The following is a 23442-nucleotide window of genomic DNA, read 5'->3' on the forward strand; positions in this document are numbered from 1 at the left end:
GTGACCCGGTCAGGCAGCCTGCGACGATTCGAGGAAGTCCTGCGCGAAACGCTGCAGCACGCCGCCCGCGTCGTAGATCGACACTTCCTCGGCCGTATCGAGCCGGCACGTCACCGGCACCGCGATACGCTCGCCGTTCTTGCGGTGAATCACGAGCGTGAGATCGGCGCGCGGCGTGCGCTCGCCGATCACGTCGAAGGTCTCGGTGCCGTCGATGCCGAGCGTTGCGCGATTCGTGCCCGGCTTGAACTCGAGCGGCAGCACGCCCATCCCGATCAGGTTCGTGCGGTGGATCCGCTCGAAGCCCTCGGCGACGATCGCCTCGACGCCCGCGAGCCGCACACCCTTCGCGGCCCAGTCGCGCGACGAGCCCTGGCCGTAGTCGGCGCCGGCGACGACGATCAGCGGCTGCTTGCGATTCATGTACGTCTCGATCGCTTCCCACATCCGCATGACCTTGCCTTCCGGCTCCACACGCGCGAGCGAGCCCTTCTTCACCACGCCGTCGACGACCGCCATCTCGTTGACGAGCGTCGGATTCGCGAAGGTCGCGCGCTGTGCGGTCAGGTGGTCTCCCCGGTGCGTCGCGTACGAGTTGAAGTCTTCTTCCGGCAGGCCCATCTTCGCGAGGTATTCGCCGGCCGCGCTGTTCGCCATGATCGCGTTCGACGGCGACAGGTGGTCGGTCGTGATGTTGTCGCCGAGCACCGCGAGCGGGCGCATGCCCTTGAGCGTGCGCTCGCCGGCCAGCGCGCCTTCCCAGTACGGCGGACGGCGGATGTACGTGCTTTGCGGACGCCAGTCGTACAGCGGCGCCGCACGCTCGCCCGCATCCGCGCTGCGCGCGAACATCGGTTCGTAGACCTTGCGGAACTGCTCGGGCTTCACGCTCGATGCGACGATCGCGTCGATCTCCTCGTCGGTCGGCCAGATGTCCTTCAGCGTGACGGGCTTGCCGTCCTGATCGTGGCCGAGCGCGTCCTTCTCGATGTCGAAGCGAATCGTGCCGGCGATGGCATACGCGACGACGAGCGGCGGCGACGCGAGGAACGCCTGCTTCGCATACGGATGGATGCGGCCGTCGAAGTTGCGGTTGCCGGACAGCACGGCGGTCGCGTACAGGTCGCGATCGACGATCTCCTGCTGGATCTTCGGATCGAGCGCGCCCGACATCCCGTTGCAGGTCGTGCACGCGAACGCGACGATGCCGAAGCCGAGCTTCTCGAGTTCCGGCAGCAGGTTCGCTTCTTCCAGATACAGCTCGACCGCCTTCGAGCCCGGCGCGAGCGAGCTCTTCACCCACGGCTTGCGCGTGAGGCCCTTCGCGTTCGCGTTGCGTGCGAGCAGGGCCGCGGCGATCACGTTGCGCGGGTTGCTGGTGTTCGTGCAGCTCGTGATCGCCGCGATGATCACCGCGCCGTCGGGCATCTCGCCCGGCTTCTCTTCCCACTGGCCGGCGATGCCGCGCGCGGCGAGGTCGGATGTCGGCAGCCGCTTGTGCGGGTTCGACGGGCCGGCCATGTTGCGCACCACGCTCGACAGGTCGAACGTCAGCGTGCGCTCGTACTGCGCGCCGTTCAGCGTGTCGGCCCACAGGCCCGCTGCCTTCGCGTAGGTCTCGACGAGCTTAACCTGCTCGTCGCTGCGGCCGGTGAGGCGCAGATAGTCGGTCGTCTGGCCGTCGATGAAGAACATCGCGGCCGTCGCGCCGTATTCGGGCGCCATGTTCGAGATCGTCGCACGGTCGCCGAGCGTGAGGCTCGCCGCGCCCGCACCGCGGAATTCCAGGTACGCGCCGACCACCTTTTCCTTGCGCAGGAATTCGGTCAGCGCGAGCACGATGTCGGTCGCGGTGATGCCGGGCTGGCGCTTGCCGGTCAGTTCGACGCCGACGATGTCGGGCAGGCGCATCCACGATGCGCGGCCGAGCATCACGTTCTCCGCCTCCAGCCCGCCCACGCCGATCGCGATCACGCCGAGCGCGTCGACGTGCGGCGTGTGGCTGTCGGTGCCGACGCAGGTGTCCGGATACGCCACGCCATCCTGCGCCTGGATCACCGGCGACATCTTCTCCAGGTTGATCTGGTGCATGATGCCGTTACCCGGCGGGATCACGTCGACGTTCTCGAACGACTGCTTGGTCCATTCGATGAAGTGGAAACGATCCTCGTTGCGGCGATCCTCGATCGCGCGGTTCTTCGCGAACGCGTCCGGATCGAAGCCGCCGCACTCGACGGCGAGCGAGTGGTCGACGATCAGCTGCACGGGCACGACCGGATTCACCTTCGCCGGGTCGCCGCCGCGCTCGGCGATCGCGTCGCGCAGGCCCGCGAGGTCGACGAGCGCCGTCTGGCCCAGGATGTCGTGGCACACCACGCGCGCCGGGAACCACGGGAAGTCGCGTTCGCGCTTGCGCTCGATGATCTGCTTCAGCGAATCGGCGAGGATTGCCGGATCGCAGCGGCGCACGAGGTTTTCGGCGAGCACGCGCGACGTGTACGGCAGCGTATCGTACGCGCCGGGGGCGATCGCTTCGACCGCGGCACGCGCGTCGAAGAAGTCCAGCGACGTGCCGGGCAGGGGTTTGCGGTAGGCGGTATTCATGATGTGGGGCGGAAATCGGGGTAAGACGTTCCGCGCGCGCCGGCAAACCCGCATCACGGGCGCCGGCGCGAGCGGCAGGCGTTTCAGCGCTTCTCGATCGGCACGAACTGCAGGTCTTCCGGACCCGTGTAGTTCGCGCTCGGGCGGATGATCTTGTTGTCGATGCGCTGCTCGATGATGTGCGCGCTCCAGCCGGACGTGCGCGAGATCACGAACAGCGGCGTGAACATCGCGGTCGGCACGCCCATCATGTGATACGACACGGCGCTGAACCAGTCGAGGTTCGGGAACATCTTCTTCGCTTCCCACATCACCGACTCGAGGCGCTCGGCGATGCCGTACAGCTTCAGGTCGCCCGCTTCCTTCGACAGCTTGTGTGCGACGCCCTTGATCACCTTGTTGCGCGGATCGGAGATCGTGTAGACCGGATGGCCGAAGCCGATCACGACTTCCTTGTTCTCGACGCGGCGGCGGATATCGGCTTCGGCGTCGTCCGGCGAGCTGTAGCGGCTCTGGATTTCATACGCGACTTCGTTCGCGCCGCCATGCTTCGGCCCGCGCAGCGCACCGATCGCGCCGGTGATCGCCGAATAGATGTCCGAGCCCGTGCCCGCGATCACGCGGCCGGTGAACGTCGATGCGTTGAACTCGTGCTCCGCGTACAGGATCAGCGACGTGTGCATCGCGTCGACCCACGACTTCGACGGCGTCTTGCCGTGCAGCAGGTGCAGGAAGTGGCCGCCGATCGAGTCGTCGTCGGTTTCCGTCTCGATGCGCTTGCCGTTGTGCGAGAAGTGATACCAGTACAGCAGCATCGAGCCGAGCGACGCCATCAGGCGGTCGGCGATGTCGCGCGCGCCCGGCAGGTTGTGATCGTCCTTCTCGGGCAGCACGGTGCCGAGCACCGACACGCCGGTGCGCATCACGTCCATCGGGTGGGCCGATGCCGGGATCTGCTCGAGCGCGGCCTTCAGCGCGTTCGGCAGGCCGCGCAGCGCGCGCAGCTTGGTCTTGTACGCGGCCAGTTCGGTCAGGTTCGGCAGCGTGCCGTGCACGAGCAGGTGCGCGATTTCCTCGAACTCGCACGATTCGGCGACGTCGAGAATGTCGTAGCCGCGGTAGTGGAGGTCGTTGCCGGTCTTGCCGACCGTGCACAGCGCCGTGTTGCCGGCCGTCACGCCCGACAGCGCCACCGACTTCTTCGGCTTGAATGCGCCTGCGGCGGCCGGTGCTGCTGCGTCTTTCGTCTCGCTCATGTTTCGATTCTCCAATGGGTATCGGGGTGTCATGTCGGCCGGGCGCGGCGCGGGTGCGCGCGTTCCGGCTTCATGCAAAGCATTCCGGGAACCGTGTCCCGGCGCGCGGGCCGCGTTACTTCTTGCCCTGCGCGAACAGTTCGTCGAGCTTGCGCTCGTATTCGTGATAGCCGAGGAAGTCGTACAGCTCGGCGCGGGTCTGCATGGTCGGCACCGCAGCCTTCTGCGTGCCGTCGCGACGCAACGTCTCGTAGAAATTCAGCGCGGCCTTGTTCATCGCGCGATAGGCGCCGCAGCAGTACAGCGCGATGTCGACGTTCGCCTCGCGCAACTCGTCGAGCGTGAACAGCGGCGTCGAGCCGAATTCGGTCAGGTTCGCGAGGATCGGCACCTTCACGGCGGCCTTGAAGCGGCGGTAGTCGTCGAGCGTCTTCATCGCTTCCGGGAAGATCATGTCGGCGCCGGCTTCCACGTATGCGATCGCGCGCTCGATCGCGGCGTCGATCCCTTCGGCGGCGGCCGCGTCGGTGCGGGCCATGATCACGAACTGGTCGTCGGTGCGCGCATCGACCGCGGCCTTCACGCGATCGACCATTTCGTCGGTCGGCACGACTTCCTTGCCCGGACGGTGGCCGCAACGCTTCTGGCCGACCTGGTCCTCGAGGTGGACGGCCGCGACGCCGGCCTTGATGAACGAACGGACCGTGCGCGCGATGTTGAACGCGCCGCCCCAGCCCGTGTCGATGTCGACCAGCAGCGGCAGGTCGGTCGCGTTGGTGATCCGGTTCGCGTCGATCAGCACGTCTTCCATCGTGCTGATGCCGAGATCGGGGATGCCGAGCGAATTCGCGGCGACGCCGCCACCCGACAGGTAGACGGCCTTGAAGCCGACGGCCTGCGCCATCTTGGCTGCATACGCGGTAATCGCGCCGACCACCTGCAGCGGCTGCTCGGCCGCGACTGCCGCGCGGAATTTCGCGCCGGCGCTCTGAAGATGCGTGTTGCTCATGAACGGCCTCCTGAAGGAATGCCCATCAAACAGCAAGGACCGGGCCAGCTCGCGAAACACCGCTAACCCACTGATTCTTAAGCAACCGGCACATGCGATGAATCGTCCGGTGATTTCAATTCGGCAATTTCATGTTTCAGAAATGAAATCCCGCGCGCATAATCGATCGCCATGGACCTCTCCTCGACCAAGCCCGTCGGCCCGGCCGACCGCACCGTTCGCCCGCGCATCTGGGCGATGGGCATCAGCCGCCTGCGCGACCTGTTTCGCGAGATCGCCGGCGAATTCGACGAGCGTGCCGACGTGCGCATCGTCACGCGCGCGTACGAAGATGCGTTGAGCGCGATCGCGGAGGCCGGCACCGCGCGGCCCGACGTGATCGTCGCGGCCGGCTCGAACGGCGGCTTCCTGAAAACGCGTGCGCAGGTGCCGGTCGTGGTCGTGTCGCCGACCGGCTTCGACGTGATGCAGGCGCTCGCGCGCGCACGGCGCGATGCCACGCGGATCGCGCTCGTCAGCGCCGGCGAGACGCCGCCCGAAGTGCGTCGCTTCGTCGCCGCTTACGGCCTCGACGTGCAGTTTGCGTCATATCAGTCCGCGCAGGAAGCGGAAGCCTGCGTGCACGACCTGCACGACCGCGGCATCGAGACGATCGTCGGCCCCGGCCTCGTCACCGATCTCGCGGCGAGCGCCGGCATGGGCGCCGTGTTCCTGTATTCGCACGCGTCGGTGCGCCAGGCGGTCGAGACGGCGCTCGAAGTCGCGTACGCGACGCACGCCGAGGCGTTTCGCCGCCAGCGGCTCGACAACCTGTTGCAGCATCTGCGCGACGGCGTGGTCGCGCTCGATGCGCGCGGTCGCGTCGAAGCCATCAACGAACGGCTCGCGTCGGCGCTCGGGGTCGAACCCGCGGCGGCCGTCGGCCGCGCGCTGGTCGACCTGCGCCCGGAGTTGCGCACGCTGCGCGGCGAGGACGGCGACGCGCTTGCGACCGTGCGCGGCGTGCGCTACGTCGTGCATCGCGGGCCGCTCGTCGATCGCGGCGTGACGTCGGGCAGCGTGCTGACGTTCCAGGAATCGCGCGCGGTCGAACGGCTCGACCGCGCGCTGCGCTCGCAGCCGAACACGCAGCAGTTCGCGGCGCGCTACACGCTCGACGACGTGATCGGCGCGTCCGCGCCGATGGCGCGCGTGCGCGATCTCGTGCGGCGCTACGCGAAATCCGACGCGACCGTCCTCGTGCTCGGCGAAAGCGGCACCGGCAAGGAGATGATCGCGCAGAGCCTGCACGCGCTGTCCGTGCGGCACAGCTATCCGTTCGTCGCGATCAACTGCGGCGCGTTTCCGGAGGCGCTGCTCGAGAGCGAGCTGTTCGGTTACGAGGAAGGCGCGTTCACCGGCGCGCGGCGCGGCGGCAAGACCGGCCTGTTCGAAGCCGCGCACCGCGGCACGCTGTTTCTCGACGAGATCGGCGAAATGCCGCCGTCGCTGCAGAGCCGGCTGCTGCGCGTGCTGCAGGAGCGCGAGGTGATCCGCCTCGGCTCGACCGAGCCGATCCGCATCGACGTGCGCGTGATCGCCGCGACGCACCGCCCGCTGCTCGCGGCCGTCGAGGACGGCACGTTCCGCGCGGACCTGTATTACCGGCTCAACATCCTGAACATTGGCCTGCCGCCGCTGCGCGAGCGCGCCACCGACATTCCGGCGCTCGCGGCCACGCTGCTCGTGCAGGCCGCGCGGCGCGAGCCGCGGCTGGCCGAACGCGTGCGCGAGGTCGGCGATGCGGTGCGCGTGCTCGACGCGACGCAGGCGACGCTCGCTCGCTACCGATGGCCCGGCAACGTGCGGGAACTGCAGAACGTGGTCGAGCGGATCGCGGTGGAACTGGCCGAGGAAGTCGACGCGCATCCGGGCGCCTCATGCGCGGCGCTCACCCCCGATGCGCTGCAGGCGATCGCGCCCGAGTTGTTCGCCGCGCCGCCGGACTCGACCGACACCGACGACGCGCAGACACTCCACGCGCGCCGCCGCCGCGCCGAAGCCGACGAGATCCGCGCGGTGCTCGACGCGTGCGGCGGCGATCGCGATCGCGCGTGCGCGATGCTCGGCATCAGCAAGACGACGCTGTGGCGGAAGTTGTCGGCGAAATAGGTTCGGGCGAGACAGGTGCGGCAGGTAATGACGCGCCGGACGCGCGCCGCCGTCAATCGGCCTTGTGATAGTGGCGGTAAGCCTTCGCGCGATTCCCGCACGAAGACATCGAGCACCAGCGACGGCTGCCGTTCTTGCTGTCGTCGATGAACAGCCACTGGCATGCGTCGTTCGCGCAGCGCTTGACCTTCGCGAGCCGCGCGCCGCCCAGCAGGTCCGTCGCCGACCACAGCACCGGGCTCAGCAACCTCGCGAGCGTCGCGTCCGCTGCCCCGATCCGCCACGCGTAGCCGCCGTCGATTCGCGCGAGCGCGACGCGCGGCGCCGCTTCCGCCAGAAAACCGCCCAGCAGCGCGAGATCGTCGGCTTGCGGCTCGCGCCGCTCGGCCTGCGCGTGAAAGAGCCGATACAGCGCCTCGCGTAACGCGAGCGCGCGCGCCAGCGTCGCCGGCTCGCTCTCCTTCTCCTTCACTTGTGCACGACATACGTCGGCCAGGCCGGCCGGCATGCCCGCCTGCTCGCGGCACCATGTGAACAGGTCATCCAGCGTGCCGAAGGTTTCGGTCGGCGCGTCCGCGCCGCGCCAGTACAGCGTGTTCGCGAAATCGATGCTCAGCGTTTCGGACGGTGCCGGAACCAGGCAGTCCGTCGCGACGGAAGGTTGCGTTTTGCTCATGACGCGATCGTATCTAACCACCATGCCGGTTGACAAGCGGCCGGACGCTTTCTAACATAACCAGCATGGTGGTTAAAAAAGGTTTGCTGCACTGACGTCCCCCCTCAGTTCAAGGAGCCACAGATGATCGATCACCTTTCGTTCGGCGTTGCCCACATCGACCGCAGTCGCGCGTTCTACGACAACACGCTCGGCGCGCTCGGCTACAAGCGGCTGTACAGCGACGACGGATCCCTCGGCTACGGCACCAGCGAACCGGTGCTGTGGTTGCAGCACGCGGCGCGTCCGGTCGTCGCCGATCCCGATTCAGGGTTGCACGTGTCGTTTCGCGCCTCGTCGCCCGTGGAAGTCGATGCGTTCTATCGCGCCGCGCTGCAGCACGGCGGACAGGACAATGGCGGGCCGGGCAAGCGCGAGCACTACGGCCCCGGCTATTACGCGGCATTCGTCGTCGATCCCGACGGGTATCGGCTCGAAGCCCATTGCGAGCTGGACAACGTCGTCTGATCCGGTTCGCACCGACACGGGTGAACGACAAGGGCCCGATTCCGCAACGCGCGGAATCGGGCCCTTGTCTTTGCTGCATCGATTGCCGGTTCGCGGCGGCCACCGCGAGCAATCACGCCAGTGGCCGAGCGGACGGTCGGAGGGCGGCCGGGTTGCGGTCGATTGCGCCCGCGATCCGGCCCGCGCCGCCCACTGGCCTACTGCGCGTTGCGCGTGCCCTGCCGTTGCTCGCCCAGCCCCTCGACCCCGAGGCGCACGGTCTGGCCGGCCTTCAGGAACACCGGCGATGGCTTGACGCCCATCCCGACGCCCGGCGGCGTGCCGGTCGTGATCACGTCGCCCGGTTGCAGCGTCATGCAGGTCGACAGGTACGCGATCAGTTGCGCGACGGTGAACACCATCGTGCGCGTGTTGCCGTTCTGGTAGCGATGGCCGTCGATCTCGAGCCACAGGTCGAGGCGCTGCGGATCGGGCACCTCGTCGCGCGTCACGAGCCACGGGCCGATCGGGCCGAACGTATCGAAGCCCTTGCCCTTGTCCCACTGGCCGCCGCGTTCGATCTGCCACTCGCGCTCGGAGACGTCGTTGACGACGCAATAGCCGGCGACGTAATCCAGCGCGCGCGCCTCGTCGACGTCCTTGCACGTCGCGCCGATCACGACGCCCAGCTCGACTTCCCAATCCGTCTTCACCGAGCCCTTCGGGATGTCGATGCCGTCGTTCGGGCCGCAGATCGAACTCGTCCATTTGCCGAATACCACCGGCTCCTTCGGTACCGGCATGCCGGCTTCGGCCGCGTGATCGGCATAATTCAGACCAATGCCGATGAACTTGCCGACGCGCCCGACGCACGGGCCAATGCGCGGCTCGCCAGGGACGAGCGGCAGCGTGGCCGGATCGATCGCGCGCAGGCGCGCGAGCGCGGCGTCGGACAGCGCGTCGCCAGCAAGATCCGGCACGTGCGCGGACAGGTCGCGAATCCGGCCGTCCGCGTCGAGAATACCGGGCTTTTCCTGGCCCGGCGGGCCATAGCGAAGCAGTTTCATCGTGCTCAACCTCTGTTGTCGAATGTGACAGGATACCGGCCGACGCAGCCGTTGACGGCCACTCGCCGGACTGAATGTCGATCGTCGATGACGCGCGTCGGCGCCGCATCCGGCAGGCCAATCGACACGCGAGGCTCGCGCAGGCGCAGCGATCGCGGCGCCGCACCGGAGTGCGACGCGCATCGAACGGGCGGCCGCCGGTCTGCGCATCGGCGACGACGGCCCGGCATTCGCGACACGTGCCGGCCTGTGCTGTGCCGGCCGGCTTCACGCGCGGCCGCGCCGTCGCTGGCCCGCCGCTCTTTGTACCATCGGCGGCCCGCCGTGAAATGGCGCGCGACGGATACCGACTATTGGTGCGCCCATGGAGGTTGCACCGCAGCATCGGGCCTGCCGAACCGTTCGGCTTTACGCCAAATGCCGCCGTCCGTCGACACCAAAAGATGAATTGCGAATATTTCTTATGAACCTGTCATCGGGAACGATATGTAATCCGTTCTTGCTGGGTAACGATCGGTAAAAAGACGCTGCATTGCACACTGAACGTTTGTTGTTAAGCTCGCGCGGATGGCAGTCACATCCGCATGCGGCTTCACGAATTCGCGTGCAAAGCCGGCCGGCGTGCGTCGCCACCCGATTGGCAATCCCCGGACTTCCTACCCCATGATGCAAACGACCAATAACCCGCTCCCCAGCAGCGACGCACGGGAGTCGATGGGCACAGCCGACCGCTATCGCGCGCCCGCGCTCGACAAGGGTCTCGACATTCTCGAACTCCTGTCGGAACAGAAGGAAGGACTCACCCGCACCGAAATCACGAAGGAACTCGGCCGCAACGCGAGCGAGATTTACCGGATGCTCGAGCGTCTCGTCGCGCGCCGCTACGTGATGCGCTCGAGTGGCGGCGACCGTTACACGCTCAGCCTGAAACTGTTCGCGCTCGCGCATCGGCATCCGCCAATGAACCGGCTGATCGCCGAGGCCTTGCCGCTGATGCAGCGCTTTGCCGACGCGGCGGAACAGTCGTGCCACCTGACCGTCTACGATCGCGGCAACCTGCTCGTGATTGCGCAGGTGGACGGCCCCGGCCCATGGGGTGTGTCGGTGCGGCTCGGCTCGCGCGTCGGGCTTGCCGATACGGCGTCGGGGCGCGTGATGCTGTCGTTCCAGGGTGCCGAGCAGCGTGCGCACATGCTGGCCGAGCATCGCAAGGTCAAGGGCGAAACCCCGATGAACGAGCAGGAACTCGCGCATGCGTGCCAGTCCATCCGCCAGTCCGGTTACGTGCGCCAGGACAGCCGCCAGGCATACGGCGTGACCGACCTGAGCGCGCCGATCCTCGGCCCGGCCGGCCATGCGATCGCGGTGCTGACCTGCCCGTACATGCGCCGGATCGACGCGCATATGGCGCCGTCGGTCGAGGTGGTCGTCGTGGGACTGCGCGATACGGCAGGCCAGTTGTCGATGTACCGCGCGGAGACTTGCTGAACGTTGCGGAACGGTCGACCGCGCTGAAGGTGGCAGACCGTTCGGGCGCGGCGGTCGTTCGGTCACACGGCCAGCGGATCGGGCAGGCGGGCGGGCTCGACATCGCGCACGCAGTGTGCGACGCGTACCGGCCACGCTGGCTCTCGTACCGGCATCCGGCAGACCGTTTCCGGATGCGCGGACGCCGCGCTACGCTAGAATAGCGGCCCTCTCAAAAACGACGACGGCCGGCTGTCGCGGCCGTCGTATCCGATGGATGTCATGGCCAAACTTCTGAACGATCAAGAATTCCAGCGTTTCTCCGAACTTCAGCAGAAGCAGGCGAGCTTCACGATCACGCCCGAGGAAGCGGACGAGCTGCGCGACATCGTCGCGCGCGCGCAGAAGAAGCGCGACGACCGTGCCGAAGCGATGCGCGCGATCGAGAACTACATCGAGCAGTTCGACATCACGCCCGACGAACTCTTCTCGCCCGAGCAGATCGGCGACGCCGCGCGCACCTACGGCCTGATCACGGCCACCAAGAAGGAGCGCACGCTGCCGCCGTCGATCACGTTCAACGGCAAGCCGTACCAATGGACCAAGACGCTTCCGGACGACGTGCGCGGCGCGCTGTTCGATGCATTTACGTCCGGCGAATCGGTCAAGCGCTTCATCGCGATGCCGAAGGACACCGCGCGTTGTGCTCTGACGATCGCCCGCCTCGAGCGCGAAACCGGTGGCATTTATGCCGACGCGCACCTCGAAGAACTCGCGATTTCGCGTGACCAGGTGAACGACGCAGCGTCGAAACTTGCAGCATAAATGCCATCGCGGGCACGGTTCATGCGTGCCCGCACCGGCGCGGACGCTGGCCGAAACCCGCGCCGCGCCAGACGGAGCACTGCGTCCGCGGGCTCCCGAAAAGTCTCACCAAAGCATCCCGTAAGCACTCACCAGAGCATCCCGTAAAAGCTCACCCGAGGTTTCCGGAGAGGCTCACCAGCCCCTCCCGAACGTCCTCACCGACGCATCCCGCAGACGCTCACCCCCCCTTCCCGGAAAGGCTCACCGGGGCCTCCCGCAAGGGCTCACCGGCAGCTCCCGCGAAGGCTCACCGGATGCTTCCGTATCGACTCACCCGATTGCTCCCGGAAAAGCTCACTTTCGGCTCCTGAAAAATCTCACCTTTGGTCCGCTTTCAATGCTGGCGGTGCGCAAGGCGGGCGTCAGTGCGCTCGAATATTGCGCCGGAACCGGCGATACTCCGAGGTCACCAGCATACGCAACCGCCCGCCGAGGACGCGGTAACTCGACGAGATCGCCCTTTCCCGCCGGTCGCGAAGCGAGCGTCGTACCGATCCGCACAGTGAGGCGAAAGAGTCGAACGATCTGCATGCCGAACTACAACCAGTTCGCTCGGTCGCGGCTGCGCATCACCGACATCGCGCGTTCCGTAGCGGCCGCGCACGACACCGCCGAACGTTCAGGCACGCTCGCCGACGCGATTACGGTTGCAGCTTCATCCTGAACCCCACCACGCCGGGCTCCTCCGTCGTCGACACCTCGAAACCGCAGGATTTCGCCAGCGAGATCATCGCGGTGTTCTCGCGCAGCGCCTCGCCGACCATCCACGCGGTGCCGCGCGACCGCGCGTAGTCGATGATACGCGCCATCATCAGCCGCCCGAGCCCCTTGCCCTTCTGATCGGGCCGGACAGCAATCGCGAACTCGGCCGTCTCGTTGTCGGGATCGGCAACCGCGCGCGCCACCGCGAGCGTGTGCGACCGGCCCGATACGTCGGTGAACGACACGATGAAGGCCATCTCACGGTCGTAGTCGATCTGAGTCATGCGCGCGACTTGCGAATGATCGAAGCTGCGCACGGCACCGAAGAAACGCATCCGCAGATCGTCCGGCGTCATCGCGCCAAGCAGCTCGTTGTGCGCTTCTTCGTCTTCCGGACGGATCGGCCGGATCGTCACGGTCTCGCCGCGCCATTCGAGCGTCTGCTCGAGATGGCGCGGATACGGCATGATCGCGAGCCGGCTGCGCCCGGCCGCCAGCGAGATGCGCGGCGCGACCACGTATGCCCGGTCGGACAGCACGCGCAGCGTGACCGACATCGCGACGACCTCGCGCACGTCGCAAACAACTTGCGACAGCGCCGTCAGCGCATCGAGCGTGGGTTCGACGGGCGTGCGGCGCGCATAGGGTGAACGCTCCATCACCGCGCGGGCGAGCACCGTATTCAGCGGTGGCAGCCCGTACACGACGAAAGGCGCCGATACGCCGTCGGTCGGCGGCACGGCATAACGAAACACCGGGCCGAAGTTCGAATCGTCGTACATGTCGACTGTGACGTCGACGACTCTGGTGCCCACCGGCGCATCGGCCGGCTCGCCGTGCACGCCGAAGTGCGACAACCAGCGCAACGCTGCTTCGCCGGCCAGTTCATGCTCGCCGGCCTCGACCATCCGTCTGGCCTCGGCCTGCGCGGACGCAACGCACTCGGCCGGCTGCAGCGGCGTGCCCTCGGGCGTCTGCATCAGCAACTGCCGCCCGAGGTTGTAGTCGACGAGCCGTGCGTATGCGCGCGCAAGCCGCTGCGGTGTGGTGTGCACCGGAATGCCGTTCGCGTGCAGTGCGTCGCGCGTCGCCGCGTCGACCGCACCGAAGAAACACGCGAGGATGCCGCGGTGCGCGTACTGCCGCGATTCGATCAGCGTGCGCGCGACCGCGTCGGCCGGCGCGCTGTGGGACGTCGAATGCACGACGAACAGCGTGCCCGTTTGCGGAAACGGCGCGAGCGCCTTGATGGCGGCGCCGAAATGCTCGGGGCGCGCATCGTCGCCGAGCGTCAGCGGATTGCCGGGCCCGCGGAGATGCGGCAGCGCGGCCGCGACCGCCGACGTTGCCTCGGCCGGCCAGTCGACCAGCACGTCGCGCACCTCCGCGACCGCATCGACCGCGAGTTTCGCGACGCCTGCGTCGCTCGTCACGAGTGTGGCCGCGCCGCGCGCGGTGACGCGCCCGACGCCGAGCGTCTCGATCTCGTCGAGCAGATCGTCGAGTGCATCGACACGCACCATCCCCGCACGCTGGAACGCCGCCGTGTAAAGCGCATCACCGGGATCGGCGCGCCCGGTGCGCAGCGCGAGCACCGGTTTGTTGCGCGCCGCCGCACGCGCTGCCGACATGAACTTGCGCGCGGCACACACGGTGTCGAGCTCGAGCAAGATCGCGCGCGTGCCGGGATCGCTCGCGAGGTAGTCGAGCACATCGCCTGCATCGACGTCGGCCTCGCTACCCAACGCGACGACATGTGAAAAGCCGAGGCCTCGCGCATCGGCCCAGCCGAGTACCGCATTCGTCAGCGCGTTCGATTGCGACACCCAGGCGACGCCACCCGATCGCACCGTATAGGCCGGCGCGCCGAAATGCGCATGCCGCGCGGGCGACAGCACGCCGAGACTGCCGGGCCCGACGATACGGAGCACGAACGGCTTCGCGGCCTTGAGCGTGCGATCGAGCGCGGCGCGGTCGGCGTCGGTGCGCGCCTCGCCGACAATCACCGCGACACGCGTGCCGATCTCGCCGAGCTTGCGCACGATGCCGGCCCATGTGGCAGGCGGCGTGCAGATCACGGCGACCGAGGGCGGGGCGGGCAGCCGTTCGACATCGGCCACGACCGAGTACCCGTTCAGCTCGCGATACTTCGGATTGACGGGCCACACGGGCCCCTCGAACGCGCCATCGAGCAGGCGCGCCCACACCATCGCACCAATACTGCCCGCGCGCGACGATGCGCCGACGACCGCAACGGACCTGGGCTGGAACAATGCATCGAGATGGCGGACGGTCACATCGGCTCCACACGGTAATGAAAAACGACCCGACCGGCACACGAGCCGAATGGCCGTGCGCCGGTCGACGCGAACTCCAAGCATAGGCGAACCCGATGCGGCTGCCTATATGCCAAACGGCCGACTGTGCGACGCGCATCAATGCCCGCAACATGAGCCGGTCACCGACATCTTTGCACGACGCAACGGGCGAAGGCGGCACGCTGCGCCCATCCGGTCGCCGTTTCAAAGGTGAGGATTTACAGGAGGCATGGTGAACAAGTTCGGGAATTGCAGGGCACGCAGCGCAAGTACGCGAGAGGTGATCTCAATCGGCGATACGTCTGCACCGCGAAGATCGAGAATGCCAATGCACGCATGCCGCGAAATTACGGGGTTGTTTACGGGAATTCACGGCAATACCCGGTCGAATCGCGGCGAATTCGCAAAACGATATCCGTTAATCGCGCGGCATCGGTGTTCAATTCGCGGTTTCGAGTCCTGCTGCGACTGCCCAAAAACAAAACGGTGCGACGGCCACATGGCCGTTCGCACCGTCAGTCAGCGCACGAAAGGTGAGGATTTTCGGGAGTCAGTCCTTGATCAGGAAACGCGCGCGGTTCTTGCCGAGCCATGCCGGCGCCCGCCCGCGACCACTCCACGTTTCGCCCGTCTTCGGGTTCAGGTACTTCGGCGGCAACGGACGCTTCGGCTTCGCGGCAGCAGCGGCGCCGATCGGTCGAAAACCGAGTTCTTCCGCGGTGATGTCGAATTCCTCGATTTTTGCCCGAATGGCGGCAATCGCATCGGCAATCGCCTTTTCGCGTTCCTTGTCGATCTTTTGCTGAAGTCTTTCGAGCTGCGCTGTCAGTTGCCTGTAGGTCGCCATATGGATGGGACTCCGTGAGTGTTATTCATGAAAAATAGCCGACTCCAAGCGAATAGAAAAGCGTCTCACCCGATTACGGTCTCTTTATCCGATCATGTCGGGATCAATAACCGCTTTTCTTCTTGCATGCGAAGAGAAGATTTCGCATTGCGTCATCGGTCGATTGCTGAAGGACGTCGAATTCACCGTTGCAGATGGCTCGGGCATTGTCCGTGCAATTGCTCCAGTCGCTACCGGTGCACTGCACCTGCGTGGTCGGGCGCCCATCCGAAGTGAACAGTGGCGCCCCGCCGCCGCACCCGCCGAGCCCCGCAACGAGGGCCAACAATCCGGCCCGACGCCAATGCATTCGAGGCCACCGACAGACCGACGCAAGCATGTGTTTCATTGTTCTTTCCGTCAACCGATTTTTTAATGCCGCGAGTATGCCATGCACCGCCGTCAGTCGTTCAGTCAGGCGCCCGGTCCGGCCGTCCGCGCGTCTTGTACGGCACGGCCCGGTGCGGATCGTCGGTGATGCGAACGAACACCTGCTCGACGTCGGGAAGCGCGCCGAGTTCGCGCTCCAGCGCCTGCCGATCGAATGCCGGATCGGCACACCCTTCGACATAGATGAAGCGCCGCTGCACGGTGATCCACAGGCTCGTGCCCTGCAGACGATCGGTGCCCGCGAAATGCGCTTTCGCCGCCTCGGCAATCGGCACGTCATACATATACGAATTCGGTTTCGTGCAGCGGTGGGCGAGCCAGCAGGTGGTCCCGCGCTCGACGCGGTAATGCGCGTCGTCTTCCATCTCGGCGCGCGTCATCCACGGGCCGAGCGGCAGCGGGCATTCGGCGAAGCCTCGCGACAGCGCGACGAACGGATCGTTGTACCAGTTGCGTCGCACCGCGGGTGTGTCCGCGTCACCCGCCTGTGCGAGCGAGGACGTCGCCACCAGTACGGCCAGCCATCCGGCAATTGCGATTCGCTTCATCGTCGTCTCCTGTCGGGCACTTCACCGGTACCGTTCCTCATGTCCGGGCGCATCCACCGCCGCTTGCTACCGGGCGATCCCGAGCGCCGTCAGTTTCTTGTACAGCGTCGCCCGGCCGATGCCGATGCGCGCGGCCGCTTCGACCACCTTCCCGTCGCATGCCGCAAGCGCGTCGGTCAGGAACTGACGCTCCCACGCGGCCAATGCATCGGTATACGAAACGACCGGCGCACCAGGCGCCCCCGCTGCATCGCCCGCATCCCGGCCGACCGGCGACGGAGCAGCCCGCGTGCCCGCCGGCACGCTATCCGGCACCACGCGCACCGGCCCGAGGAACGGCGCGAGCGCACCCGCATCGATCACCGAGCGATCCGACAGCATCAGCGCTCGCTCGAGCGTGTTGCGCAGCTCTCGTACGTTGCCCGGCCACGGGTACGCGCACAGCATCCGCAGCGCATCGTCGGTCAGTTCGCAGTGCGCAGCGCGACCGTGCTGCGCGGCCAGCTCCTCGAGCGTCGCGTAGACGAGCGCCGCGATGTCGGACGCGCGCTCGCGCAACGGCGGCGCATGAATCGTCAGCACATTGAGCCGGTAATAGAGATCCGCGCGAAAACGGCCGGCCTCGACCAGCGCGGGCAGGTCAGCCGACGTCGCGGCGATGATCCGCACGTCGGCACGCACGATCCGGTTCGAGCCGACCGGTTCGAACTCCTTGTCCTGCAATACGCGCAGCAGCTTGCCCTGCAGCGGCAGCGGCATGTCGCCGATCTCGTCGAGAAACAGCGTGCCGCGATCGGCCAGCTCGAACTTGCCGACGCGTCCCTTGCGATCGGCACCGGTATACGCGCCCGGCGCCGCGCCGAAGAATTCGGTTTCGAGCAGCGTGTCGGGAATCGCGGCCACGTTGACGGTCACGAGCGGCTGGAGCGCGCGCGCCGACGCCGCGTGAATCGCATGCGCGAGCAGTTCCTTGCCGGTGCCCGTCTCGCCGAGCAGCAGCACCGGCGAATCGACCTGTGCGGCGCGCCGCGCCTGCCGCTTGGTTTCGAGGCTTGCGGCGCTCGTGCCGACGAAACTCGCGAACGTGTATTTCGCACGGCGTGCCTGCGCGAGCGAACGCTGCGTCGCGATCAGCTGCTGCTGAAGCTGCGCGTAGCGGGAAAAGATCGGCGTGAGCGTCTTCAACTGGTCGAACAGTGCGAAGCCGATCGCGCCGACCGTCTCGCCCGCCTCGTTCTTCAACGGCAGGCGTGTGACGACGAGCGGCTCGCGGCCCGTCTCCATGATGTCGAGCAGGATCGGCTGTCCGGTCGACACGACCTCACGCATCAGGCTGTTCGGAATCACCGCCTCGCAGTCGAGGCCGACCGCCTGCTGCGGATCGGCGAACCCGAAGCGCGCCGCATAACGCTCGTTCATCCACACCACGCGCGCGTCGCGATCGACGACCACCGTGCCCGCGCTCGAATCCTCGAAAGTCCGAAACAGCGACTCGGCGGCGCGCCGCAGCACATCGCCGTAATTGACGGGCAGGCGGACCCAGTCGTTCATCATCGTGTCGTTGTCTCCGCGTATGCTTGGCCGGATATCTCCGGAACGAGACGCAGTATCTCATTTCGGAGACATCCCGGAATCCCTTGTCCGGGAAAGCCCTGCCCGATTCAGAGGGCGGTCTTGGCGGCCGAATCGTCTCCCGATGGAGACGATTTATGTAGAATCTTCAGACATTGGCCGGCGCGGGCCCGCCAGCCAGCGCCGGATCCACGTCCGGCGGCGCAATCCGGCCGATGGCACGAAACCTGCACGAACCTGAGCCGGTTCGCGGCGCGTCCCGCGATCGAACAACAACCAAAGCCATTCCAAGCTACTAGGAGACTCCCTTGTCTTTCGTGATCGTCCTTGCCGCGCTGGCGTTCCTGATGTTCGCCGCGTATCGCGGCTACAGCGTGATCCTGTTCGCGCCGATCGCCGCGCTCGGCGCGGTCCTGCTGATCGAACCCGCCGCCGTCGCACCGGTCTTCTCCGGCATCTTCATGGAGAAAATGGTCGGCTTCGTCAAACTGTATTTCCCGGTCTTCATGCTCGGCGCCGTGTTCGGCAAGGTGATCGAACTGTCCGGATTCTCCGAGTCGATCGTCCATGCCGCGATCCGCTACATCGGCCGTTCGCGTGCGAATGCGGTGATCGTCGCGGTGTGCGCGCTGCTCACCTATGGCGGCGTGTCGCTGTTCGTCGTGGTGTTCGCCGTGTATCCGTTCGCGGCCGAACTCTATCGCCAGAGCAATATTCCGAAGCGGCTGATGCCCGGCGCGATCGCGCTCGGTGCGTTCTCGTTCACGATGGATTCGCTGCCCGGCACGCCGCAGATCCAGAACATCATCCCGACCACGTTCTTCAAGACGACCGCCTGGGCCGCACCCGCGCTCGGCACGATCGGCTCGCTGTTCATCATCATCGTCGGCCTCTCGTATCTGGAATGGCGCCGCCGTTCGGCGATGGCGAAGGGCGAAGGCTACGGCACGTCGCTCGTCAACGAGCCGGAGCGCGTCGAAGCGACGGCACTGCCGCATCCGGCGCTGGCGATCCTGCCGCTGATCCTCGTCGGCGCATCGAACTTCACGTTCACGAAACTGATTCCGCAGTGGTACGGCGCCGCGTCGTACACGGTCGCGCCGGACGTGCTGCCCGGCGTGCACACGCCGGTCACGACGTCGATCAAGACCGTCGTCGCGATCTGGTCGGTCGAGGCCGCGCTGCTGCTCGGCATCGTGCTGGTCGTGCTGACCGCATTCAAGCGCGTCAGCGACCGCTTCGCGGCCGGTTCGAAGGCCGCCGTCGGCGGCGCGCTGCTCGCCGCGATGAACACGGCGTCGGAATACGGTTTCGGTGGCGTGATCGCCGCGCTGCCGGGCTTCCTCGTCGTCAGCGACGCGCTGAAGAGCATTCCGAACCCGCTGGTGAACGCGGCTGTGTCGGTCAGCTCGCTCGCCGGCATCACGGGTTCGGCATCGGGCGGCATGAGCATCGCGCTCGCCGCGATGTCGGACCTGTTCATCAAGGGCGCGCAGGCCGCCAACATTCCGATGGACGTGCTGCACCGGGTGGTCGCGATGGCCAGCGGCGGCATGGACACGCTGCCGCACAACGGCGCGGTCATCACGCTGCTCGCGGTCACGGGCCTCACGCACCGCGAGTCGTATCGCGACATCTTCGCGGTCACCGTGATCAAGACGCTCGCGGTGTTCTTCGTGATCGCCGTGTACTACACGACGGGCCTCGTGTAAGCCCCGCATCGAGCGGCGTTCCGAACGCCGCCGCACCTCGTCCGGCCGCATCGCCGCGGCCGGCGCACCTTCCTTCCTCTGCACGCCCGGGCTGAGCGACCGGCCCGGCATCGTCGAAGCAGGCAGCGCAACGCGGGTCGCGACGCGCCGCACCTTCCCGACACCTCCGCGCGCAAACCGGGGCGGATCCCCGGGGTTCTCATCCGCCGGTTCGTCCCCCGCCCGACCGGAGCCGCTCGGCGCTACCTCGCCGCACGGCCCGGACGGCCCGACGCCCGTCACGCACCGCCATCCGGCACCGGCACCGGCACCGGCACCGGCACCGGCACCGGCACCGGCACCGTCCACGTCCACGTCCACGTCCACGTCCACGTCCACGTCCACGTCCACGTCCACGTCCACCATCCATTGTTACCGGCGGCAGAACACTGCGTTGGGCGCGACCGCATTTTTCGCGCGCGTGGCCGGGCCTACACTGCTTTCAACCGCCGCCGCTCCGTCGAACGAAGGCCGGCCGCACAGTTGGAAACATGGAGGTCACGATCATGAAGCGCCTGATTCACGCAGTTGCCGTTGCCCTGGCCGTATCCGCGCCGCTCGCCGCGCAAGCGCAGTCGAACCCGCCGCTCACGCGCGCGCAGGTTCACGCCGAAGTGAAGGCGCTCAAGCAGGCCGGCTTCCAGCCGAGCGATTGGTTCTACCCGGCCAGCATCGTTTCCGCCGAAGCGAAGATCGCCCATCAGCAGCGTGCCGGGTATGGCAGCGACCAAGGTGCATCGTCGGAGTCGAGCCACTAATCGCCGTCACGACGCGGCCGTCCCGTCCGGCCGCTTCCGCGCAAGCCATCACGCCTTCACCGGCTCGATCAGTTTCGCGCATGCCGCTGCCTGCGGATCGCCCGCAGGCAACTTCGCGCACACCCCGTCGAACTGCTTCACGACCGACCTGACCGACGCATCGTGCGCGCCGCCGCCGCGCCAGCGATTCAGTTGCGTGACGACCTTGGTCAGCGCGCGCAGGTTCGCCCCATAAAACGCATCCTTGGTCTTGCCGGCCTGCGCGAGCACGCTCGCGGCGATCGCTTCGATCCGCGCCGAATCGTCCGGCGCCAGCGCGACCGCATTCGCGAAATAGGTCGCACCCCAGCGCAGCTTCGTTGCCGGGCCGCTCGCCGAGTCGTACGCCTTCCGGTACCAGTCAAGCGCCGCGGCCTTGTCGCCGCGCGCCTTCGCATTCGCCGCCAGTCCCGACATGAAGTAGTACGGCGTCGCCGAACGCGGCAACTCGGCCTTCAGCAAGACGTCGGATTCGTCGTACAGCCCGGCGTCGGTCAGCGTGTCCGCCGCTTCGCTGACGAGCGCCTGCCGCTCGTACGCGTTCGCGGCGCCCTGCACCGATGCCGCGATCTGCTTGCGTGCGGTATCGACCAGCGCCGGCGCGGCGAGCGGCGCGCCGTCGTGCGCGTCGCCGAGCGCGAGCAGCACGCGGCCGTGCAGCGCCATCAGGCGGTCGATTGACGAAAGCGTCGTATCGTTCGACAGGCGCGCGAGCGCCGTGTCGTACGCGCCGCGCAGCTTCGTGCGCTGCGCGGCGTCGGCGCCGAGGTACGCGACCACGCGCGCGGGCGCTGCGACGAGCACGTCCGAATCGGCGCGCGCCAGCGCCGGCTCGCGCAGCACCGCGCGCAGCGCGTCGACGAGCGCCGCCTTGTCGAGCGCGCCGGCCTGCGCGGGATCGTCGGATGCCGCCACCACCGCCGACTTCAGCGCAAACCGCGCGGCGTCCGCCTTCGCGCCAGCCGCACGCGCACGTTGCGACAGCGTCTGCAGCGTCACCGCGACACGGTCGGACGGCACCGGCAGCGCGCCGTCGGTGTCCCAGGAATAGTCGGCCAGCAGATGCCATTCGGCCGGCGTCAGCGCCGCGCCGTTGTTCAGCGCGGTCGCGAGCGTCTGCCGCACCGGATGCGCGGCCGTCATCCCGAGCGACAGCGCCTGCATGTAGCGTTCGAGATCGGCCTCGCCCGGCAGCCGCGTCACTTCGGTGCCGTCCGGGCGGAACAGGATCATCGTCGGATAGCCGTGTACCTTGAAGCGCTCGCCGAGCTTCTGCGCGCTTTCGGTGTCGCCGTCGAGATATACGGGCACGAAGAACGACGAGCGGGTCTTGAACGCCTGCTGGCTGAAGATCGTCGACTTCACCTGGTTGCACGACGGACACCACACGGCGCCCCAGTACAGCAGCAGCGGCTTGCCGGTGCGCTTCGCGAGCGCGAACGCGGCATCGACGTCACCCTGCTGCCACGCGATGCCGGGCGGCAGATGCGCGCCGTCGGGCGATGCGTTCGCCACCGGGGCGCCCGCGGGCGCGGCAGCGGCAAGCGCCGCACTGGCGGCGGCGAACAGGCAGGCGGCGGTGAGATTGCGAAGAGCGGTTTTCATCGAAGCGGGTTCCGTTGAACAAGACGGTTTCAGGGAGATGCCGCGCACGCAACGAGGGCCGTGAAGCGATGACGATGAGGCCGGCCGACATGCAGCGCCGCGCATGTATCGATACGGAAAAGCGAAGCCGGCCGCAGCGACCGGCAAATCGTTCGACGATACGACGGGTACAACCGAAGGAAAACGAACGAATTCTCGATTGAATATGACGCGCGGCGTCGCGGCCGCGTGCCGTCACGTCCGCGACGGCCGGTCCTTCACTGCGGCGCCTTGATCCGGGCCATGTGATACACGGACGCATGCACGCCGTCGCGCAACGCGTAATCCGGCGATTCGCCCTCGATGCGGAAACCGTGTTTCTCGTAAAGCGCGATCGCCGCGCGGTTGTCGGTGAACACGGTCAGCTCGAGACGCGTGATGTTCAGCCAGTTCTCCGCGAGATCGATCGCGGCCGCGAGCAGCCGGCCGCCGATGCCGCTCCCGTGACGGGCCGCGTCGACCATCATGCCGAGCGCCGCCGCGTGGCGCCGGCGCGGATTCAGCTCGGGATGCAGGCCGAGATGGCCGACCACCGTGCCGTCGATTTCGGCAACGAGGCTCACGCCGTGCTCGCGCACGTTGTCGAGCCGCTTCTGCCATTTCTCGAACGACGGAAACGGCTGCTGCAACGTATTCATGTACACCGCGGGATGCGCGGCAATCTGTCGGATCGCGTCGACGTCGTGCGTCTCACTGTGCCGGATCGTGATATCGGTCATGGGTGGGCCGGTTCCGAAATGTCGCGCCGAAGGCGCGGACTGCGCAGGCGCGCAGCAACGCATCGAGCTTAGCCGATTTCACGCATTTGAAACACGGGTGTCACGCCGTTGCACGTCAGGTTGTATCCGCAACGAAGCGTGCTCGCACGATCCCCGCCAATCCGGAAAATTCTGACCGGTCACGCGTGCGGCGATCGGTAATTTCTTACTGTTTTCAACCTCGCATCGCGCTCGAACGAATCGTTGCGCACGCAACGTCATGTGCGCGACATGCGATGTCATTTCTTCATCACGTCGACGTCATGTCGCATCCCTAGACTGGGCGCCGCTCCAGCCCGGCACGCGCCGGTCCGGTGTGTGCCGACACCTGCCCCGCGCATCACGAGCGCGCGGCACGCAGGATCGCGACGGCGGCCGCGCCATCCGCGCGACGTCGCGCATCGCACATCGCGCATCGCCGCGATACGCGTCCGATGCCCCGAACGCGCACGCATCGCCGATCGTCCCGGGGCGCGACGATGCCCGGTCACCG

The 23442-nt window shown here is 67.1% G+C and carries 19 protein-coding genes; 6 read left to right on the forward strand and 13 right to left on the reverse strand.

Annotated elements, in window-relative coordinates:
* Nucleotides 1-9: 9 nt before the first annotated feature.
* The 3 genes from acnD to prpB form a co-directional block, all read right to left on the reverse strand.
* On the reverse strand, nt 10-2604 hold the full coding sequence (gene acnD / locus DIE11_RS13270; RefSeq protein WP_124624464.1) for a Fe/S-dependent 2-methylisocitrate dehydratase AcnD: 2595 nt from the start codon (nt 2602-2604) through the stop codon (nt 10-12).
* Between the two features lie 83 nt (nt 2605-2687).
* Nucleotides 2688-3860: a 2-methylcitrate synthase gene (gene prpC / locus DIE11_RS13275; RefSeq protein WP_059598931.1), complete on the reverse strand. Its 1173-nt coding sequence runs from the start codon at nt 3858-3860 to the stop codon at nt 2688-2690.
* Between the two features lie 115 nt (nt 3861-3975).
* Nucleotides 3976-4869, reverse strand: coding sequence for a methylisocitrate lyase (gene prpB, locus DIE11_RS13280; protein WP_059598930.1), 894 nt, complete (start codon nt 4867-4869; stop codon nt 3976-3978).
* Between the two features lie 171 nt (nt 4870-5040).
* On the opposite strand from prpB, the gene prpR reads away from it, so the two are divergent.
* Nucleotides 5041-7020, forward strand: a complete 1980-nt coding sequence (prpR, locus tag DIE11_RS13285; RefSeq protein WP_059598929.1) for a propionate catabolism operon regulatory protein PrpR — start codon at nt 5041-5043, stop codon at nt 7018-7020.
* Between the two features lie 52 nt (nt 7021-7072).
* Here the strand turns inward: prpR and DIE11_RS13290 are convergent, their stop codons facing one another.
* Nucleotides 7073-7720: an ABATE domain-containing protein gene (locus DIE11_RS13290; RefSeq protein ID WP_124624660.1), complete on the reverse strand. Its 648-nt coding sequence runs from the start codon at nt 7718-7720 to the stop codon at nt 7073-7075.
* 99 nt (nt 7721-7819) lie between these two features.
* Here DIE11_RS13290 and DIE11_RS13295 point away from each other — a divergent pair, with 99 nt between their 5' ends.
* Nucleotides 7820-8203 carry a VOC family protein gene (locus DIE11_RS13295; protein ID WP_059508454.1) on the forward strand — a complete coding sequence of 128 codons (384 nt, stop codon included), beginning with the start codon at nt 7820-7822 and terminating at the stop codon, nt 8201-8203.
* Nucleotides 8204-8400: 197 nt separating this feature from the next.
* Here the strand turns inward: DIE11_RS13295 and DIE11_RS13300 are convergent, their stop codons facing one another.
* Nucleotides 8401-9249, reverse strand: a complete 849-nt coding sequence (locus DIE11_RS13300; protein WP_124624466.1) for an ureidoglycolate lyase — start codon at nt 9247-9249, stop codon at nt 8401-8403.
* Nucleotides 9250-9912: 663 nt separating this feature from the next.
* Here DIE11_RS13300 and DIE11_RS13310 point away from each other — a divergent pair.
* Both DIE11_RS13310 and DIE11_RS13315 read left to right on the forward strand, forming a co-directional pair.
* Nucleotides 9913-10737, forward strand: a complete 825-nt coding sequence (locus DIE11_RS13310) for an IclR family transcriptional regulator (RefSeq protein WP_185633756.1) — start codon at nt 9913-9915, stop codon at nt 10735-10737.
* A gap of 252 nt (nt 10738-10989) precedes the next feature.
* Nucleotides 10990-11541 carry a hypothetical protein gene (locus tag DIE11_RS13315; protein WP_124624469.1) on the forward strand — a complete coding sequence of 184 codons (552 nt, stop codon included), beginning with the start codon at nt 10990-10992 and terminating at the stop codon, nt 11539-11541.
* Nucleotides 11542-12224: 683 nt separating this feature from the next.
* Here the strand turns inward: DIE11_RS13315 and DIE11_RS13320 are convergent.
* The 5 genes from DIE11_RS13320 to DIE11_RS13340 all read right to left on the reverse strand — a co-directional run bounded on the left by DIE11_RS13320 (nt 12225) and on the right by DIE11_RS13340 (nt 17981).
* Nucleotides 12225-14582, reverse strand: coding sequence for a GNAT family N-acetyltransferase (locus DIE11_RS13320; protein ID WP_124624472.1), 2358 nt, complete (start codon nt 14580-14582; stop codon nt 12225-12227).
* A gap of 571 nt (nt 14583-15153) precedes the next feature.
* Nucleotides 15154-15450, reverse strand: a complete 297-nt coding sequence (locus tag DIE11_RS13325; RefSeq protein WP_059467298.1) for an H-NS family nucleoid-associated regulatory protein — start codon at nt 15448-15450, stop codon at nt 15154-15156.
* 103 nt (nt 15451-15553) lie between these two features.
* A complete protein-coding gene (locus DIE11_RS36855; RefSeq protein WP_226115234.1) occupies nt 15554-15838 on the reverse strand; it encodes a hypothetical protein in 285 nt (94 codons plus the stop codon).
* A 61-nt stretch (nt 15839-15899) separates the two neighbouring features.
* Nucleotides 15900-16427 (reverse strand): BON domain-containing protein, encoded by a 528-nt coding sequence (locus DIE11_RS13335; RefSeq protein WP_124624475.1) that lies wholly within the window; start codon nt 16425-16427, stop codon nt 15900-15902.
* Nucleotides 16428-16493: 66 nt separating this feature from the next.
* Nucleotides 16494-17981 carry a sigma-54-dependent Fis family transcriptional regulator gene (locus DIE11_RS13340; protein ID WP_059598923.1) on the reverse strand — a complete coding sequence of 496 codons (1488 nt, stop codon included), beginning with the start codon at nt 17979-17981 and terminating at the stop codon, nt 16494-16496.
* 326 nt (nt 17982-18307) lie between these two features.
* Here DIE11_RS13340 and DIE11_RS13345 point away from each other — a divergent pair, with 326 nt between their 5' ends.
* Entirely contained in the window at nt 18308-19711 is a 1404-nt protein-coding gene (locus DIE11_RS13345) for a GntP family permease (RefSeq protein ID WP_059598922.1), read from the forward strand.
* A gap of 278 nt (nt 19712-19989) precedes the next feature.
* Here DIE11_RS13345 and DIE11_RS36300 read toward each other — a convergent pair whose 3' ends face one another.
* Nucleotides 19990-20160: a hypothetical protein gene (locus DIE11_RS36300; protein ID WP_185633757.1), complete on the reverse strand. Its 171-nt coding sequence runs from the start codon at nt 20158-20160 to the stop codon at nt 19990-19992.
* Nucleotides 20161-20256: 96 nt separating this feature from the next.
* Between DIE11_RS36300 and DIE11_RS13355 the strand changes: the two genes are divergently transcribed.
* A complete protein-coding gene (locus DIE11_RS13355; protein WP_059598962.1) occupies nt 20257-20508 on the forward strand; it encodes a DUF4148 domain-containing protein in 252 nt (83 codons plus the stop codon).
* A gap of 48 nt (nt 20509-20556) precedes the next feature.
* Here DIE11_RS13355 and DIE11_RS13360 read toward each other — a convergent pair whose 3' ends face one another.
* Entirely contained in the window at nt 20557-22152 is a 1596-nt protein-coding gene (locus DIE11_RS13360) for a thioredoxin family protein (protein WP_124624478.1), read from the reverse strand.
* Between the two features lie 257 nt (nt 22153-22409).
* Entirely contained in the window at nt 22410-22910 is a 501-nt protein-coding gene (locus DIE11_RS13365; protein WP_124624481.1) for a GNAT family N-acetyltransferase, read from the reverse strand.
* Nucleotides 22911-23442 lie beyond the last annotated feature (532 nt).

Source organism: Burkholderia sp. Bp9012, assembly GCF_003853825.1.
GTDB lineage: Bacteria > Pseudomonadota > Gammaproteobacteria > Burkholderiales > Burkholderiaceae > Burkholderia > Burkholderia diffusa.